Genomic DNA, 18,291 nt, shown 5'->3' with positions numbered 1-18,291 from the left:
TGTTCCATGACAACACGACTCCTGCCGCCTTGGTCACATCTGATTCAGCGGATGCCCATCAAGGCAGCACACTGCCGCGGTCCTCACCGGCAACGGCGGGCACGACCTCTTACCTGCGTGGCACTGGGATTGTGGGTCTTGCCCTGCCTCGCCTTCGCCGACCAGGTGCAGTTCAACCCGGTATTTCTGGAAGATGCCAGCCTGGACATCAGCCGCTTTTCCCAGGCCAACTATATGGTACCGGGAGACTACTCGGTTGAGCTGAGCGTTAACCAGCAATCGCTGGGTCGCCACCTGTTGCGCATAGAGGAAAGTCAAGACGGGCAACAACCGCTTAGCCTGCCTTTGTCGAGCTGGCAACAAGTCCCGCTGAATAGAGAGATTGGCCGAGCCCTCGAGCAGCGCTGCCTATCGACGCCATTGGATGATTGCTACATCGACGCCGCCTCCGTCGCGTCTGGCATCACCCTGACGCTGGATCGCGGCTCCCTCAGCGCTCGACTCAGCGTGCCCCAGGCCTTGATCCAGCAACGACCTCGGGGCCAGGTAGATGCAGAGCACTGGGCCGTCGGCGAGGCCGCTGTGTTGACCAACTACCATTTCAACAGCTATCGATCCAGCATTGATGGGGAGCACTTCGACAGTACCTTTCTGGGCGCCTCGATTGCTGCCAATCTAGGGCTATGGCAGTACCGCAGCGACTTCAATGCCACCCGGGATGACCAGGGCCATGTCGACTGGGACAGTCTGCACCACTATGTGCAGCGTCCGCTGGCCGACCAGCAACGCCTGCTGCGTCTTGGCGAGGTCAACACCCGGGGCGAGCTATTCGATTCTGTCCCGGTACTGGGCGTCACCCTGACCAGTGAGCCCCGTATGCTGCCCGATAGCCAGCGCGGTTACGCGCCTGTGGTCACAGGAACAGCGCGCACTCAGGCCAAGGTCACCATCACTCAACAAGGCAAGCGCCTGCTCGAAACCAGCGTTCCCCCTGGTCCTTTCGTCATCGACGACCTCTACCCGACCGGGTACGGAGGCGACCTCGACGTTCAAGTGACCGAGGCAGACGGCAGCATAGAGCGCTACAGCGTGCCCTACGCAGCACTGCCGGGACTGCTGCGGCCCGGACACTCCAGGCTCTATCTGGCCGCAGGGCAGCTCAATAGCGACGGTATCGATGATGCTCCACTGCTGGCAGAGGTTGGCTATCGACGTGGGTTGAACAATGCCCTGACCGGCTACACCGGACTGCAAGCCAGCGAGGACTACTGGTCGCCGCTGATTGGCGCGGCCTTCAATACCCGCTTCGGCGCCGTGGGGGTCGATGCCCAGTACTCGGATGCCCGCCTGCGCGATGAGGATCGCCATGGCTGGAGCCTGCAGGCCTCCTACAGTCGGCACCTGATCACCAGCGATACCGATATCAACCTGGCTGCCTATCGCTACTCCAGCTCCGGCTACCTGTCCTTGAGCGACGCCGCCTATCTGAAAGACGCCCCGACCACCTACGGACATGACCAGTACGACGAGCGCGTTTACCACAGCGACGCCAGCCAGCGAAACCGACTGCAGTTCAATATCAGCCAGCCACTGGGTGAGCGCTCCCGCCTGTCATTTACGGGGTCCGTGGCGGACTACTGGCATCGAGACGGATCGGAGTCGACCTATCAACTCGGCCTGACACGCACCTTTGGCAGGCTAAGCGTCAATTTGAGCCTATCGCGCACCGAAAACGACGATCGCGACAGCGAGAACAGGGCGCTGGTCTCCGTTTCTCTGCCGCTATCCAACAACGCCTTTGCCCCTCGCATGACGGTGTCGTCCAGCCATGACTCGGCAAGCAACGATACTCACCACCTGAATGTATCCGGCAATCTGGGCGCCGAGAGATCCGTGGCCTACGGAATACACGCTAGCCAGTCCACGGGGAACGGCTACGATCAGCGCTCCTACGGCGCCAACCTGTCCACCAACACGTCGGTGGGACAATACACCTTGTCGGGCTCCCACAGTGATGACTACGAACAGATGTCGTTTGGGGCCAACGGCGCAGTACTGATGCACCGCCATGGCATCACCTTTGGCCAAAGCACCGGCGACACCGTGGGCCTGGTGCGAGCCGAGGGCGGAGCCGGAGCACGGGTGACCAACGCCGCCAATCTTACGCTGGATAGCGACGGAGAGGCCTTGGTGCCGTTCCTGTCGCCCTATCGCATCAACGACGTTCAACTCGACCCTCGCGGTGCTTCTACCGCGGTGGAGTTTCAGCGTACCAACGTTCGTGTTGCCCCCTATGCGGGCGCCATGGTGCCTATCGAGTTTGCCACCCAGTCCGGGCAGCCGGTGGTCGTGGTATTGCAGCAGCAAGGGCGTGGCGTACCACTCGGAGCCCAGGTCAGTACGGCAGGCGGGCGAGCTCTTGGACAAGTCGGCGCTGGCGGCATGCTGCTGGTACGCGACCTTGCTCCGCTAAGCGTGCTGGCCGTCGAGCTTGGCCAGGGCCAGCGCTGCTGGGCCAAGCCCGACTGGGTGATGCCTGCGAAGGGCAGCGCGGACATCCCTATCGTCGAAGTGGAGTGTATGCCCCACCCACCCAACCCGACTCAGGAACTCGTGAGATGATGGCACCTCAACACCGCTACCTGCCTTTCTGCCGTCGCTGGCTTCCAGGACTCTGCCTGCTGCTGGCTCTCTCGTCCGCCCTCTTTTCACCCGGGGCAAGCGCGCACTGCTTCGAAATCATCCCTCCATGGGACAACCGGCCCCTGCCGATCGACTTCGGGTCGGAGATCGTGGTGGACAGCACGACGGCCATTGGCACCCCCATCGGGGTGGGCATACTGCCCGCGTCTCAACTGTATGCCATCAACGGCGGCTGGGTCGCTCGCTGTCTGTACGCACCAGATACCGTGAAGTATTGGCTGTTGTGGCAGCACTACTCCGCGACGACGGGGTACTGGCCGATTCCTGGCATCACCTCGGATGCAGCAGATGAAGGCATGTACGTCATGACCGATAGCGGCACCGGCAATCCCTACGGCGGGGGCGGAAGCGGCAGCGTCGGTTACACCACAGAGTTGATGGTGGAAGGCAAGGCACTGCCCTTCAAGTGGACCAACACCAATCCAGCCTTCAACCTGTTTCCCTTCGACGAGCCCGTGCATGGCATTCCCTGCACAGACGCCAAGGCCGGCACTGGGCTCGCAGCGGGATATCCCCCGATGACCAGCGTGTGTCCAGACGCCGAGTTTGCGGTCAACTGGCGTCAAATGCCGCCGTTCTACGTCAAGGTCACCCTCTACAAGCTGGCGGGCGACCCTGGCGTCAATGGTGTCACCCTCACCCATGCGGCCTGGGAGGGATACAGTCTGCTTTCCCTGATGAATGACCTCAGCACCCCGCCTGCCCACAATGCTGACCTGTTCAGTCTCACTGGCCTGACCTTCGCCCAACCCCTCAAGGTGCGCATGAATCCCTGCCACGGATTCAGCAATGTGACTGTCTCGCTCGGCAAGGTCGGTACCAACCGCTTCACTGAACTCGGGCAGCCCCCGCAAAACGTGCCTGACACACCAGTACACGTCTCAGCCTGGTGCCACACTGACAGTGATATCGAATGGGCGGTGCTGGGCGACATTCATGAGTACGATCCGAGCGGAGATGCGGGCATTCTCGCTTTGGACAGCGGTGCACAGAATGCCAAGGGCGTCGGTATACAACTGCTGCACAGCGGCAGCCTTGCGCCTCTGCCGATCACGCCGGAGGGCAGTGCCTACAGCGCCTACCGCTGGATCGACACCAACCTGAAGGCGGTCAGCGGTGAGGTTCTGATGCTCGATTTTCTGGCACGCTATGTGAAAACCGGTGACGTCGAGCCAGGTACCGCCAACGGCCACGCCACGGTCGTCCTGGCACCAAAGTGATGCCGACATCTCATCCCACATGGCTCTCACGCAGAAACGACCTGGCGCAGCTGACAGTAAGCGGCGCCATCCCCCAGGATTGTGCAAAGAGGACGGCGTCCGGCGGCGGCTACAGGTGATCCGAGATGGCGGACTCAGTGATAGCAGGCTCTGCCACCAGCGCCTCTTTCAGCTTGGCCCGGCTGACCACACTGCCGACGATGATCAGACACGGAGACGGCAGCGGGCTGGCTGCCAGACGGCTGTCGATATCCGCCAACGTACCCACCACTGACGCCATCTCGGGCAGGCTGGCGTTGGCCACCAGCATCACCGGCCAGTCTCGTGGGAGCCCTGCTGTGATGAGGCCTCGACAGATCGCAGTGAGCTTGTTCAGGCCCATGTAGAACACCAGCGTCTCATCCTGGCGCGCCAGTGATCTCCAGTCCGGCTCGCCGCCCTCGCGACACTGCTGGGCGGTCACCAGACGAAGACTCTGGGCATGGCCCCGCTCAGTCAGGGGAATTCCCATGGCGGCAGCGGCACTGGCCGCCGCCGAAATGCCAGGGACAATATCCCAGGGCACCCCTGCTGCCTCCAGCGCATCCAGCTCTTCTCCCAGACGCCCGAAGATACCGGGATCGCCTCCCTTCAGTCGCACTACACGCTTGCCCTGGCGCGCGAGCATGACCAGCATCTGCCCGATGCTGGCCTGGTCGAGGCTATGATGCCCGCGGGCCTTGCCGACATAGTGCCGCTCCACTCCGGCCGGAATCATCGCCAGAACGCCAGGCCCCACCAGCCGGTCGTAGACGACGGCATCAGCGTGCTTGAGTCGCTCCAGCGCCAGCAGCGTCAGTAACTCGCCAGCTCCACTGCCCGCCCCCACCAGCGACACCTGCCCCTGACGTGGGCCAGTGGCCGCTATGGGCACGGACCTGTCGAGGCGATCGGCGCCACGCTGACAGAGCGTCGCCAGCCGCGCCAACAGCAGCGACAGCGCTCGTGCCAGTGTATCGAACATCGCAGATCGACCGCTGCGCCGAAGCCTGCGACGGCTTCCACCGAGGCGTTTCAACAGTGGCACGGCTAGCCCCATCCATCGCGACCAGACAGGGCTGTTGCGCCACGTACCAGCGGCGGACGCCTTGACGCTCGATGCCCCAGGGGACGGGTTCTCAGCATGCAGATACTGGCTGCGGGGGCTTGATGGCGCCACGGCTCTTCTCCTCTTCTACAAGGCTCTTCAATTCCGGCAGACAACTGCCACACTGGGTGCCACACGCCAACCTCGCCCCCAGCGCCTCCACCGAATCGTCTCCGGCACGTATCGCGCGTTGAATCGGGGTGCGGCCCACCTGGTGACAGCTGCACACAATAGGTCCCTGATCGGCGGCACCATCATCGCAACCCGCCAGCACGCGGCGACGATCCTGCTGGGCCATCACCTCGCCCTTCGCCGCTTCCGTCAGGCGCTGCGACAACCAGCCCAACCCGGGCAGCTCGGTCATCGGTCCCACCATCAGCCACCAGCACAACCGCCCCTGATCGAAGCCGGCCAGGCGCCAGCGGCAGCCTGACGGATCCTGCAGCACCGGGCCCACCTCACCGGGAAGGTGCTGGCGGGCCCAGGCCAGCCAGTCGCGGCTGGCACTCTGCAGATCCCCCGCCAACTGCCAGCGCTCGCCAGCCGCCATCGGTACTCGCGTCCAGTACTCGGTGCCCTTGACCAGGCTGGCCATCGCGTCTCGCGGTGAATCGCTCATAGTGCTCAAGGCATCGTCACCGAGCACTAGCGTGGCTTCCCAGCTATGCACCAGAGGAGAAACCATCACCGCACCATGCTTGGTTTCCGGCTGCCCGGAGAGCGGATCGGTAACCCCGCCGAACAGCGCGCCAGCCTGCGGCGAGTGGCTGAAGCGCCGGGTCCAGTGAATCGGCACGAACACCTCACCACGGCGTTGGCCAGGAGCGACCCGCACACGAGCCCGCATTTCCCCAGTGGGTGAACGGATCGACGCCAGTGCCTGATCGACCAGGCCCAGTGCTGCAGCGTCGTCACGATGCACCTCGACGAAGGGCTCGGCACGATGGTTCATCAGCCGGCTGGCTCGGGCGGTGCGAGTCATGGTGTGCCACTGATCACGCACTCGGCCGCTGTTCAAGCGCAGCGGGAACTGCGGGCTGGTGGTCTGCTGTGGCGCCTTGGCATAGACCGGCCAGAGCCGCGCTCGGCCGGTCTCGGTGAAGAAGCGACCATCCTCGAACAGCCGCGGTGTGCCCCGCGGAGCGGAGCGGGTGACCGGCCATTGAATGGGTGCCAAGGCGTCGTACTGCTGCCGGGTAAGTCCCGCCAGGCCCGAGATATCGAAAGCGCGCTGACCGTCGTTGTCGAGACCTGACAGTCGCGCATGTTCGTCAAATATCTCGGCCGGATGGGTGTAGGCGAAGGCCTCCCCCAGACCCAGGCGGGCGGCCACCTGACACAGGATCCACCAGTCATGGCGCGCCTCTCCGGGCGGCGGAAGAAGACCACGCTGACGTGAAATGCGCCGCTCGGAGTTGGTCACGGTGCCGTCCTTCTCGGACCAGCCGCTGGCCGGAAGAACGATGTCCGCCAGCGCCACCAGCTCGGTATCCTCCATGCACTCGGACACGATCACCAGCGGACAGCGGGCGATGGCGGCGCGAACACGATCACTATTGGGAAGGCTGACCAGAGGATTGGTGGCGATAATCCATAGCGCTTGAATCTCTCCCCGCTCCAGCGCCTCGAACAGCTCGATCGCCTTGTAGCCTGGACCTTCGGGCAGCGTGGCGGTCACCGTCTGAGTCGACCAGAAGCGTGCCACCCTCTCCCTCGCGCCCGGCGCGTGGTAATCCATGTGTGCCGCCAATTGGTTGGCCAGGCCACCGACCTCACGCCCGCCCATGGCGTTGGGCTGCCCAGTGATCGAGAACGGTCCCGCCCCGGGCAGCCCAATCTTGCCGCCGGCCAGGTGGCAGTTGAGGATGGCCTGGCACTTGTCGGTACCGCTGGTCGACTGGTTGACCCCCTGGGAGTAGAGGGTCACCACATGCAGCTGAGTGGCAAACCAGTAGTAGAAGGTTTCCAGGCGCTCAGGGTCCAGGTCGCACGCCGCCGCGACCGCATCGATATCGGGAGCATCGACCAAGGCCGCTTCCAGCGCCTCGTCACTGCCATCCGTATGACGCTGCAGGTACACCCTGTCCAGTCGCTGATGGCGCGCCATCCACGCAAGCAGCCCGTTGAACAGCGCCGCATCCGAGCCTGGGCGAAGTCCCAGGTAAAGATCGGCGATCTCGCAGCTGTCAGTGACGCGTGGGTCGATGACCACCACCCTCAACAGGGGATTACGCGACTTGGCCAGCCGCAGCCGCTGGTAGAGCACCGGGTGGTTCCAGGCCAGGTTGGATCCCACCAGCACGACCAACTCCGCCTCCTCGAGATCCTCGTAATTGCAGGGCACCGCATCGGCACCAAAGGTCCGCTTGTAGGAGGCGACAGCAGAGGCCATGCACAGACGCGAGTTGGTATCCAGGTGCGGGGTACCGATGAACCCCTTGAACAACTTGTTGGCGACGTAATAGTCCTCGGTCAACAGCTGTCCCGACAGATAGCCAGCGATGGCACCTGGCCCCGCGGCTTCGCGTATCTTGAGCAGGCGCTCGGCGAGCGTATCCAACGCCTGCTCCCAACGGGTCTCGTGACCATCGACCCGCGGCATCATCAGGCGGCCGTGATGGCCCAATGTCTCTGCCAGCGCGGTTCCCTTGACGCACAGACGCCCGAAGTTGGCGGGGTGAGAGGTATCGCCTTCGACCACGGCGCTCCCCCCTTTGGCACTCAGCGCGACACCGCAGCCAACACCGCAGTAGGGACAGGTGGTCAGCGTGCCTGCCTGTTTGCCATCGCCATGGTCGAGGATTGGCTGGGCTGGCACGCCGTCATGATCTGTCTGGGTCATCCCCTTCTCCTGTGAGCCATCACGCAAAACGCCCACTCAGCGTCTGGCATGGCCAGGAGCTGAATGGGCGTCTTTGCCGAGGAAACCCCACATTGGATTTCCGTTGCGCGCAGACCTGCCGCTGTCCGATGTCTGCGCTTTCCACTACAGAAGCAAACCTCGTGCCATCTTGGCAGGAACCCCCTTCCAGGTTGCCGGCAGCCAGGGCAGGTGCGCCCGGTGACACCGGCTTTCCGCTCCGCCCGAGGGCGACCGCCTGGCTGTTGCGTGAAGGCTCACGCTCTGGGCCCGCCAGGGCATTGCCTGCGGCTGAACGAGGCGGTCATGCACCACGACGTTCACCGCGAAGCGTTGTTTCGCACCCATCCGGTGCAATTCGCGCCCCTTGCCTGCCCGCCCATCCCTTCAACCCTCGGTGCACCGTAGCCGTGCATCGCTATCACTCTGATTAAAAAAGATAGTTAGCCAGGTGGAACACATATTGCCGCCAGCGAAGCCTAGACGCCGCCCTGAGCTGTCAGCTGACACCAGAGGCAAGTTGCCACCACACAGTGCATCCACCCACACCGTTACCTTTACCAAGCGCCCGACAAGAGCCATGCCTTCTATGCCGATGCCTGAACCTGACACCTTGAGTGTGCTGCTGGTCGACGATGAGATCGTGCGCGCGGCCATGGTCGAAGAGGCCCTGGCCAACGATGGCCATCGGGTCGTCTGCCGGCTTAGCAGCCCGGCAAGCCTGAATGACATGGTGCGCCAGCATCAGCCCGATGTGGTCATTATCGACATGGAATCCCCCGACCGGGACACCCTGGAGAGCATGGCCCTGCTGCAACGGGAAAATCCCAGGCCCGTGGTCTTCTTTGCCGATCAGCATGATCCGCAATCCCTCAAGGCAGCGGTCAAGGCGGGGGTCAGCGCCTACGTCGTCGACGGCCTGGCCGCCAACCGGGTCAAGGCCGTGATCGAGGTTGCCATCGCCCGCTTCGAGGCCTTTCAGGGCATGCGCAGAGACCTCGACAAGGCTCGCAATCAGCTGGCCGACCGCAAGCGCATCGAACAGGCCAAGGGCCTGTTGATGAAGCACCAGAGCTGCGATGAAGAACAGGCCTACCGGATGCTGCGCAAGCTGGCCATGGACCGCGGCCAGCGCATCGCCCAGGTCGCCCAGAACGTCATCGATATTCTCAAACCACTGGAGCAGGGATCATGAGCATAGGGAAGGCCACTCAGGCATCGACCAGCGCACCAGAGCTCGCAGGATTGACCCTTGGCTTCGTCCCGCTGCTGGACGCGGCACTGCTGATCATCGCCAGGGAAGGCGGCTTTTTCAGCGCGCAGGGCCTCGATGTCAGCCTGTCACGAGAGAACGCCTGGTCGACACTGCGCGACAAGGTCGCTGCCGGACTCCTCGATGGTGCCCACATGCTGGCGCCCATGCCACTGGCCATGAGCCTGGGTCTGTCACGGGCGCCCTGCGAAACGCTGGCCGCGATGGTACTGGGCCGCCAGGGCAATACCCTGGTGCTGTCCCAGCGGCTGGCCAATGCGCTGGATGTGCGCAGCGACCTGCCCCGCCCGCAAGGCTCCGCCTTGGCCCTGCGCGACTGCCTGACCCGGGGTCTGGCCAAGCCTCGGCTGGCCATGGTCTACCCCTACTCCTGCCAGCACCTGTTGCTCCGTGAATGGCTCTCCCTCGGCGCTATCGACAGCGACAGCGAGGTGGAGCTGGTCGCGCTGCCGCCTCCCCGAATGGTGGACGCCTTGCGCGAGGGCGAAATCGATGGGTTCTGTGTGGGCGAGCCCTGGGGAAGCCAGGCTGAATTTCGACAGGTCGGCAAGGTCATCGCCAGCGGCGCGGACATGATGCCGGGCCATCCCGAGAAGGTGCTGGGCGTCACCGCGTCCTGGGCGCGTCGCTACCCCCACACGCTGGCCGCCCTCATCCGTGCGCTGCGGGCCGCCGCCAGTTGGCTGGACAGCGCGGCAGGCGCCCGCCGCCAGGCGCTGGAATGGCTTTCACTGCCCCCCTACCTGGATGAGGCGGTCGCTCATCTCGACGAACTGCCCGTGGGCTGCGCTCCCGGCTATCCTCTGCTGAGTGAAGGCCTGCGCCCTCAGCCCAGCGACTTTTACGGCATGGCCGAGCGGCTCCAACCGCTGCTCATGGCCAGAGGGAGGGAGCTGGATGACGTCACGCTGGAGACCTGCTACAGCAGCGTGCATCACGACGAGGCGTTGCACCAACCAAGTGCCATCACCCCGTAGTACTCTCCGTCGTGGTGTTGCACCACGCACCCTCATCTTTTAGCAAGACGTTGTAAAAAAAGAAGAACCGCGTATCCCGGCACGAAACTTGGATACTCACTGACATGACACCGGCCCTGGCCGGCCGCGATCAACGGCGATCGCATCGACTCAGACAAAGACGTCTCTTCACCCCCCAATGCTGGGGGAGTGAGAGACGTCTTTGGCGTTTTTGGAGCCTTTACCATGTCCAGCGAGACGCAAGCGGATACCGCACACCCGAGCACCGTATCACCTTCGACTGAGGCAAGCCCCACGACAGGTCACCTCGTGATCATCGGCAACGGCATGGCCGCGCATCGGCTGGTATCACGCCTCAAGGGACGTTCCGGGGCACCGAGCCATATCACCCTCATCGGCGCCGAGCCCCACCCCGCCTACAACCGCATACTGCTGTCCAGCTGGCTTGCCGGAGACATCGAGCGCGAAAGCATGGCCCTGTCGCTTGATGACCACCCTTTTCCGATCGTCGGCCAGCGCCTTGGCACCCGGGTGGTAAACATCGACCGTCGACGCCAGCGCGTCGAGTGCGATGATGGTGAAGTACTGTGCTATGACCAGCTGGTGCTGGCCACGGGCTCGCGCAGTGCCATGCCCGAGATTCCCGGCATCGACCTTGAAGGCGTGCATGGCTTCCGTGACCTGGACGATGCTGCCCGGCTGGCGGCCATCGCTGAAGCCGGCGGCACCGCCGTGGTCGTGGGCGGCGGTCTGCTTGGCCTTGAGGCAGCGGCAGGGCTTGCCGGGCGAGGCATGCAGGTTAGCGTTGTGCAGCGCTCATCGCGGGTCATGAACCGCCAGCTGGACGCTGTCGCCGCCAGCATGCTGGCCACCGAACTCGGTCAGCGCGGCATCACGCTGCACACTGAGGCTCGTCTCGACGCCATCATCGGCGATCACGGGGGCAAAGTCAGTGGCGTGCGCCTCAGCGGACAGCCAACGGCACTGGAGGCCGATTGCGTCGTGATTGCGGCAGGCATTACGCCAAACATCGACCTCGGCCAAGCGGCGGGCCTTCACTGCGATCGGGCCATCCATGTGGATGACGGCCTGGCCACATCCGATCCACGCATTTCGGCGGTGGGTGAATGCTGCCAGTTCGGTGACAGCACCTACGGCCTGGTAGAGCCCATCTGGCGCCAGGTCGAGATACTCGCCGCCCGTCTCAGCGGCGAGGCCGCAAATGCCTACAGCGACAAGCCCTGCGCCACCAAGCTGAAGGTGTCGGGCGTCGACCTGTATGCCTTCGGTCCTACCGAGCCAGACAGCGGCCACGAAGTGCTGAGCTATCACGATACCGGCGAATATCGTCGCCTGCTGCTGCGCGATGGAAAGCTCGAGGGCGCCGTGCTGTACGGCGACACGCGCATGGGCCCATGGCTATTTTCACTGGCCGAACAAGGTACGTGTCTGGACCGCGTGCGTCATTCCCTGCTGCTCGGCCAGGCCGACACCGACGCTCTGCTCAGCGCCCACGCAGCGCCTCACTCCGACTCTTCACACCACCAGGATGCCGCCTGATGACCACACGTTCAGACTCCGCCACCCGTGACACCCGCCCCACCCTGATCGTGGTGGGCAACGGCATGGTCGGCCATCACCTCATCGAACAGCTGGTCGAACGCGGCCAGCACCATCACTACCGCATCACGGTATTCGGCGAAGAGCGCCACCTGGCCTATGACCGTGTCCATCTGTCCGACTACTTCACCGGTCAAGACGCCGACTCGCTGGCCTTGTCGACCGCGGACTACTACCACGAACACGGCATCGAGCTGCGCCTCGACGAAGCCATCACCGCTATCGATCGCGACTCTCGGCAGGTCCGCACCCCGCAGGGTACACACGCCTATGACCGGCTCGTGCTGGCAACGGGCTCGACCCCTTTCGTGCCGCCCATTGCGGGCAATGACCGGGATGGCTGTCTGGTCTATCGCACCCTGGACGACCTGGACGCGATACGCCATGCCGCCAGCACCGCGACCACTGGCGTGGTGGTCGGAGGGGGCTTGCTCGGGCTGGAAGCGGCCAACGCTCTGCATGGACTCGACCTGGATACGGCGGTGGTGGAATTCGCCCCCCGCCTGATGCCCATGCAGGTCGATGATCAGGGCGGCGAGCTGTTGCGAGAAAAGATCGAGGGTCTCGGGGTTCAGGTGCTGACCGAACGCGCCACCCGCGAGATCGTGCCTGGCGAGGCCAGCCGCCTGCGCATGGTGTTCCAGGATGACAAGGTGCTGGAGACCGACCTGATCGTGTTCTCCGCGGGCATTCGTCCCCGGGATGAACTGGCCCGGGAGTGTGGACTTGAGATCGGCGAGAGGGGCGGAGTGGTCATCGACGATCACTGCGTCACCAGCGATGCAGCGATTCTCGCAGTGGGTGAGGTGGCCCTGTACCACAACAGCATCTTCGGCCTGGTCGCTCCGGGCTATCAGATGGCCAAGGCGGCTGCAGACACCTTGAGCGGCGGCGAACTGACCTTCACTGGCGCCGACATGAGCACCAAGCTGAAGCTGATGGGCGTCGATGTGGGCGCCATCGGCGACGCCCATGGCAACCGTCACCCCAGCGCCAAGCAGTACCGCTATTTTGACCAGCTGCAGCAGATCTATCGCAAGCTGGTCGTGTCCGCCGATGGCAAGCGCTTGCTGGGGGCCATGCTGGTCGGTGACAACGGCCCCTATGACACCCTGATGCAGTACTACGCCAACGGCCTTGACCTGCCCGTGGACCCGGCCGCACTTATCCTGCCATCCAACGAGGCTGCGCCGGCACTGGGGCCCGATGCATTGCCCCAGGAGGCGACCATCTGCTCCTGCCACAACGTCACCAAGGGAGCGATCAGTGCAGCCGTGGATGCGGGGTGCGAGGACCTGTCAGCGGTCAAGGATGCCACCAAGGCCAGCACCGGCTGCGGAGGCTGCGCTGCCCTGCTGAAAAGCGTCTTTGATCATGAGCTGTCAGCTCGCGGCATGGACGTCGATACCTCGCTGTGCGAGCACTTTGCCCACACCCGCCAGCAGCTCTTCGACATCGTCCGGGTGGAAGGCATCAAGACCTTCAGTGAGTTGATGTCACGGCATGGTACGCCGCGCCCGGATGGATCGCCGGGTCTGGGGTGCGACATCTGCAAGCCGGCGGTAGCCTCGATCCTGGCCTCCTGTTTCAACGAGCCGATTACCGACGCAGCGCACATCCCCCTGCAGGATACCAATGATACCTTCATGGCCAACATGCAGAAGAACGGCACCTTCTCCGTGGTCCCGCGGATTGCCGGGGGCGAGATCACTCCCGACAAGCTGATCGTGCTGGGCCAGGTGGGCAAGACATACGGTCTCTACACCAAGATCACCGGCGGTCAGCGCATCGACCTGTTCGGGGCTCGCCTGGAGGACCTTCCCGCCATCTGGAGCGAGCTGATCGCGGCCGGTTTCGAGACCGGACACGCCTACGGCAAGTCGCTGCGTACCGTGAAATCCTGCGTCGGCAGCACCTGGTGTCGCTATGGGGTTCAGGACAGCGTCGGCATGGCACTGCGGCTCGAGCACCGCTACAAGGGCCTGCGCTCCCCGCACAAGCTCAAGTTCGCGGTGTCGGGCTGCACACGGGAATGCGCCGAAGCACAGAGCAAGGATATCGGCGTCATCGCCACCGAGCACGGCTGGAACCTGTATGTCTGCGGCAATGGCGGCATGCGTCCACGCCACGCAGAGCTGTTCGCCACTGACCTGGACGACCAGACCTTGATCCAGACCATCGACCGCTTGTTGATGTTCTACGTGCGGACCGCCGATCGACTGCAGCGCACCTCGGTATGGCGGGAGCAGCTGGAAGGCGGGCTCGATTATCTCAAGGCAGTGATCCTGGACGACAGCCTCGGCCTCGGTGCAGAGCTGGAGCGCCAGATGCAACAGGTCATCGACAGCTATCAGTGCGAATGGGCTGGCGCCCTCTCCGACCCGGACAAGCTCAAGCGCTTTCGCAGCTATGTCAACGATCAGCGCGCCGACCCCGACATCATTGTCACCCAGGAGCGCGGTCAGCTGCGCCCGGCATGATCCACCCCGCCATCCAGGATACCGAGGACCCACCATGACGCTTTCTTGTCCGAACGCTTCACTCTCTCCCTCCGCGCACGGGGCTCACTGGACCGTGCTGTGCCAGCGCAGCGATCTGGTGGCGTACTCCGGCGTTGCTGCCTGGTGCGACGGCAGTGACGGCGCCCACCAGGTCGCGCTGTTCTATTTGCCGGGCCAACCTACGGAGCTCTTTGCCATCGACCACCACGACCCTGTCGCCCAAGCCAATGTGATCGCTCGCGGTCTGCTGGGCGACCATCAGGGGGAGCCGATGGTGGCCTCCCCGCTTTACAAGCAGCACTACCGACTGGCCGACGGCCAATGCCTGGAAGATCCCGGTATCCAACTGCGCACCTGGCCGGTGGCCTTCGACCAGGACAGGGTCATGATCGCCACCTGAGTCTTGAGCCTCTGGGCTGGCCAGGCTGTCTGGCGGGCTCCGGCAAGGATCGCCGGGGCCGCCGCCAGCAAAACGTCATCAAGCGTTGAAACTGTTCGCCCTTGCAGCATTTCTGTCATCGTCCATGCTTAGGTCGAAGGCACCAGTTGAGAACATCACGGTCAAAAGAATGAGCAGGACCGTCTTTGCCGCCCTTCTCAACGACCTTACAGCGACGCCGTCAGCGAGCGGCTGTCGCCCCAGCCACCACAGGAGGACCCCCACGCGAGCAAGCCGACACCTCGGCCTCTGTCACATCTCTGACACGTTGCGCTGAGAGTGTCGACATCGAGGCGTCATGTTGACGCCCAAGGTGATCATCAGGAGAGCTGCGCCGATGGTACGCATCGACAAGAAGGCCACCCGACTGTACGTGCTGGACACCAACGTACTGATCCACGACCCCAGCGCCCTCTACCAGTTCGAAGAGCACGAAGTGGTTATCCCCATGACCGTGCTCGAGGAGCTCGACAAGCACAAGAACGGCATCCGAGAAATTGCTCGCACCGCCCGGCAAGTCAGCCGGACCCTCTCTGACCTCACCGCCAATGTCGATATCGACCAGATTCGCCAGGGCATTCCGATTACCCGCGTCAGCGGCCCTGAAGGCCGACTCCGGCTGCTGTGCTACTCCGACCTGACCCTGCCTGACAACCTGGAGGACAGTCCTGACAACCGGCTGCTGGGAGAAACCTGCCGACTACGTCAGGAGCGACCCGATGCATCGGTCGTTCTCGTCACCAAGGACATCAACCTGCGGGTGAAGGCTGCCGCCCTGGGCGTGCCCGTCGAGGACTACCTGACCGACCGTGCCTTTGACGACTCCGACGCCATGACCGATGGCGTGTCTGTCTACCCGGATGCCGGTCATGACCTGTGGGACGCCATGGCTCTGGACGTCAAGGTGGAGCGTGAACAGGACAAGGTGATCTATCGCCTGAGCGGAGAGATCCCCGCCCACTGGCACCTTGGCATGTTGGTCTCCGACGCTGACAGCGAAGCCAGCTTCGAAGCCATCGTGCGCGAACTGGCCCCGCACCAGGCCACCCTGGAGCTATTGACCAACTACCGTCACGGCGCCAGCGTCTGGGGCGTCCATGCCCACGACAGCCGTCAGAACTTTACCCTTAACCTGTTGATGGACGATGCCATCGATCTGGTCACGGTGGCCGGCAGCGCGGGCACCGGCAAGACCTTCATGACCCTGGCGGCAGCCTTTCAACAGACCCTGGACAGCAAACGCTTCGAGCGCGTGGTGTTTACCCGTGCCCCCATTTCCATGAGCGAGGACATCGGTTTTTTGCCAGGGACAGAAGAGGAGAAGATGTCACCCTGGATGGGCGCCTTCCACGACAACATGGACAACCTGCTGCGAGACGAGCACGACGGCAGTTCAACCTGGAACCAGGATGCCACGCGCCAGCTGCTGGCGTCTCGGGTGCAGATTCGTGCGCCGGGCTTCATGCGCGGTCGTACGCTCAACGACACCTTCCTGATCATCGACGAGGCGCAGAACTTCACCCCAAAACAGCTCAAGAGCTTGATCACCCGTGCCGGGCGCAACACCAAGATCGTCTGCCTGGGTAACGTCGGTCAGATCGACACCCCCTACCTGACCGCCAACACCTGCGGCATGGCTGCCGTCGTTCAGAACTTCAAGAACTGGCCCCACGCTGGACACGTGACCTTGAAGAGCGTGGAACGCTCCCGCCTGGCCCTCGCCGGCGAGGAGCTGCTGTAGTGCTCTGTCGTGCTCTGTCGTGCTCTGTCGAACACTGTCGTGCGACAGTGACCCGCCCCTAGCGGCACCCTGAACCACCAGCGCCCCCGCCTGCAAAGGCGGGGGCGCTGTCTACATGCTGAACGGCAGCGAAGCGGCGACCCGCCCCACGCCCGGCTTACTTGTCGCGGTTCATCGCCTTCTCGATCAAGGCTTCCTCTTCACTCTTGGGCGTCTTCTCGATCATTTCCGCCGCTTCAGAGTACAGGCACACGTAGCTCTGGCAGGAGGCACAGTGCACCTTCTCATCAGGGTTCTTGGTAGCGGGCACGCGCATGTTATGACTGCCACAGTTAGGACAGGCCTTCGGGATTCGCAGATCTTCGCTCAACGCCATCTTCAACTCCTTGTGAATGCTGGAATACTCACGGGCCTGCTGCGACCCACCGTTGACTTCATCGAAACGTTGCAGGAGGCCACTGAGACGATTGCGCCCAGCTCGCTTCGCCTCGTAGAGCGCTGCGTCCACTCGGCGCATCGCCATGTCGAGACTTTCTTCCTTGCCGACACTGATGGCCCCCATGCTCACTGTTACCTTGAGGGCACGATGGTCCACCTTCAAGGTGGTGGTCTCAACGTTACGCCGCAGACGCTCTAGAATATCCCAGGCATCCTCGGCCACTACATCGGCCAGCAGCACCACGAATTCTTCACCGCCAATCCGCGCCAGCACGTCATAGGGGCGCAGGCTCAGGCGACAGGTATCAGCAAATGCCTTGAGCACCATATCCCCCGCGGAGTGGCCAAAGGCGTCATTGAGTGCCTTGAAATGATCCAGGTCGAGCATGGCCAGCACGGCGGGCTCCTGGCGTCGCCGAAGCCGGGCCAAGGCCCCCGCACCCGCTTCAAAGAACGCCCTGCGGTTCATCACCCCGGTCAGCACGTCGGTACTCACCAGCTTGGCAATGCGCCTTTCCGCTTGCTTGCGTTTGGTGACATCCAGCAGCAGCCCATCCCAGACCACCGCACCATCCTCGAACCGCTGTGGAGTGCCTCTTGCCTCGAACCAGCGCTCGCTTTCGCCACTGTCATCGCCCTGCCGCGCAAGCCTCACATCCAGATGCCACGGCGTCAGGCTGACCAGCGACTGGGCCAGTACCAACGTCAGCTGCTCCCGCGTTTCCTCGGCCAGGCGCGACAGCACCACCTCGGCGTCTTCCAGCGCCTGGGCCCGTGACAGGCCGGTCTGCGCCTCGAAACCGGGTCCTAGATAACCGAACGATAGCTGGCCTGCGGGCGATTGATGCAGGCGAAAGACGACCCCCGGAAGCCGTGCTACGCTGCTCTCGATGGATTCACTCAGGCGTTCTGCCGAGGCGGCCTGGCGCTGCAGCAAGGTGATATCCTGGGACATCAACAGCCAGCAGGCTGGCTCCCGGCGAACGGGATGCAAGGTGCTACTGAGGTGACGCAGTTGCGGCCCCTTGCTGCAGATAACGACTCCCTGCCAGCCCGATCCGCTGGCGCGGCAGTGGTCCAGGGCCGTTTCCAGTATTTTCGCAGCCTCGGGACAAAACACCTGGGACAGCGATTGCCCGACCAGCGCCTCCAGCGACAGGCCCAATTGCTGACACTGGCTGCTATTAGCCCAGACGACCAGACCATCAGCGCCTAGGCTTAGCGCCATCGACGGTGCCTGCCCCAGCAAGGCGTCGAGCTCAGTGCTGAAAGCCGCGCCCGTTGGCGGCTCAAGCACTCCGGCGGACCATCGACGTCGGAAGAATGCCAGCAATGACATACCCATGTTCCCATAGTCAATTTCTTAAAATTTTGTAAGAAAAAGCTTAGAAGA

Annotated in this window: 11 protein-coding genes; 8 read left to right on the top strand and 3 right to left on the bottom strand. The window is 63.4% G+C overall.

Annotated features, from left to right (window positions below):
* Positions 1–6: 6 nt before the first annotated feature.
* Both KUV41_RS08285 and KUV41_RS08280 read left to right on the top strand, forming a co-directional pair.
* Positions 7–2,622, top strand: coding sequence for a fimbria/pilus outer membrane usher protein (locus KUV41_RS08285; RefSeq protein WP_222485530.1), 2,616 nt, complete (start codon positions 7–9; stop codon positions 2,620–2,622).
* Positions 2,619–3,923, top strand: a complete 1,305-nt coding sequence (locus KUV41_RS08280; RefSeq protein ID WP_206942958.1) for a fimbrial protein — start codon at positions 2,619–2,621, stop codon at positions 3,921–3,923. Before KUV41_RS08285 ends, KUV41_RS08280 begins: the two co-directional genes overlap by 4 nt.
* A 109-nt stretch (positions 3,924–4,032) precedes the next feature.
* Here KUV41_RS08280 and cobA read toward each other — a convergent pair whose 3' ends face one another.
* Together cobA and KUV41_RS08270 are read right to left on the bottom strand one after the other, a co-directional pair.
* Entirely contained in the window at positions 4,033–4,926 is an 894-nt protein-coding gene (cobA, locus tag KUV41_RS08275; protein WP_222485528.1) for a uroporphyrinogen-III C-methyltransferase, read from the bottom strand.
* A gap of 154 nt (positions 4,927–5,080) precedes the next feature.
* Positions 5,081–7,891 (bottom strand): nitrate reductase, encoded by a 2,811-nt coding sequence (locus tag KUV41_RS08270; RefSeq protein WP_222485526.1) that lies wholly within the window; start codon positions 7,889–7,891, stop codon positions 5,081–5,083.
* Positions 7,892–8,498: 607 nt separating this feature from the next.
* Between KUV41_RS08270 and KUV41_RS08265 the strand changes: the two genes are divergently transcribed.
* The 6 genes from KUV41_RS08265 to KUV41_RS08240 all read left to right on the top strand — a co-directional run bounded on the left by KUV41_RS08265 (position 8,499) and on the right by KUV41_RS08240 (position 16,460).
* Positions 8,499–9,104, top strand: a complete 606-nt coding sequence (locus KUV41_RS08265) for an ANTAR domain-containing response regulator (protein ID WP_315900247.1) — start codon at positions 8,499–8,501, stop codon at positions 9,102–9,104.
* Positions 9,101–10,159, top strand: a complete 1,059-nt coding sequence (locus KUV41_RS08260; protein ID WP_222485524.1) for a CmpA/NrtA family ABC transporter substrate-binding protein — start codon at positions 9,101–9,103, stop codon at positions 10,157–10,159. Before KUV41_RS08265 ends, KUV41_RS08260 begins: the two co-directional genes overlap by 4 nt.
* 225 nt (positions 10,160–10,384) lie before the next feature.
* Positions 10,385–11,719 carry an NAD(P)/FAD-dependent oxidoreductase gene (locus KUV41_RS08255; protein ID WP_222485522.1) on the top strand — a complete coding sequence of 445 codons (1,335 nt, stop codon included), beginning with the start codon at positions 10,385–10,387 and terminating at the stop codon, positions 11,717–11,719.
* Positions 11,719–14,259: a nitrite reductase large subunit NirB gene (nirB, locus tag KUV41_RS08250; RefSeq protein WP_222485520.1), complete on the top strand. Its 2,541-nt coding sequence runs from the start codon at positions 11,719–11,721 to the stop codon at positions 14,257–14,259. The genes KUV41_RS08255 and nirB overlap by 1 nt, the downstream gene beginning before the upstream one ends.
* A gap of 34 nt (positions 14,260–14,293) precedes the next feature.
* The gene (gene nirD, locus KUV41_RS08245) at positions 14,294–14,680 is read left to right on the top strand and encodes a nitrite reductase small subunit NirD (RefSeq protein WP_222485518.1); all 387 of its coding nucleotides are present in this window, start codon (positions 14,294–14,296) and stop codon (positions 14,678–14,680) included.
* A 376-nt stretch (positions 14,681–15,056) separates the two neighbouring features.
* The gene (locus KUV41_RS08240; protein WP_206943184.1) at positions 15,057–16,460 is read left to right on the top strand and encodes a PhoH family protein; all 1,404 of its coding nucleotides are present in this window, start codon (positions 15,057–15,059) and stop codon (positions 16,458–16,460) included.
* Between the two features lie 157 nt (positions 16,461–16,617).
* On the opposite strand, the gene KUV41_RS08235 is transcribed toward KUV41_RS08240, so the two are convergent.
* On the bottom strand, positions 16,618–18,237 hold the full coding sequence (locus tag KUV41_RS08235; RefSeq protein WP_222485516.1) for a sensor domain-containing diguanylate cyclase: 1,620 nt from the start codon (positions 18,235–18,237) through the stop codon (positions 16,618–16,620).
* Positions 18,238–18,291 lie beyond the last annotated feature (54 nt).

The organism is Halomonas sp. DP8Y7-1, assembly GCF_019801685.1.
GTDB classification, from domain to species: Bacteria; Pseudomonadota; Gammaproteobacteria; order Pseudomonadales; family Halomonadaceae; genus Halomonas; species Halomonas litopenaei_A.
Note: the sequence above shows the minus strand (reverse complement) of the source record. Positions and strands in the feature narration are given on the sequence as shown.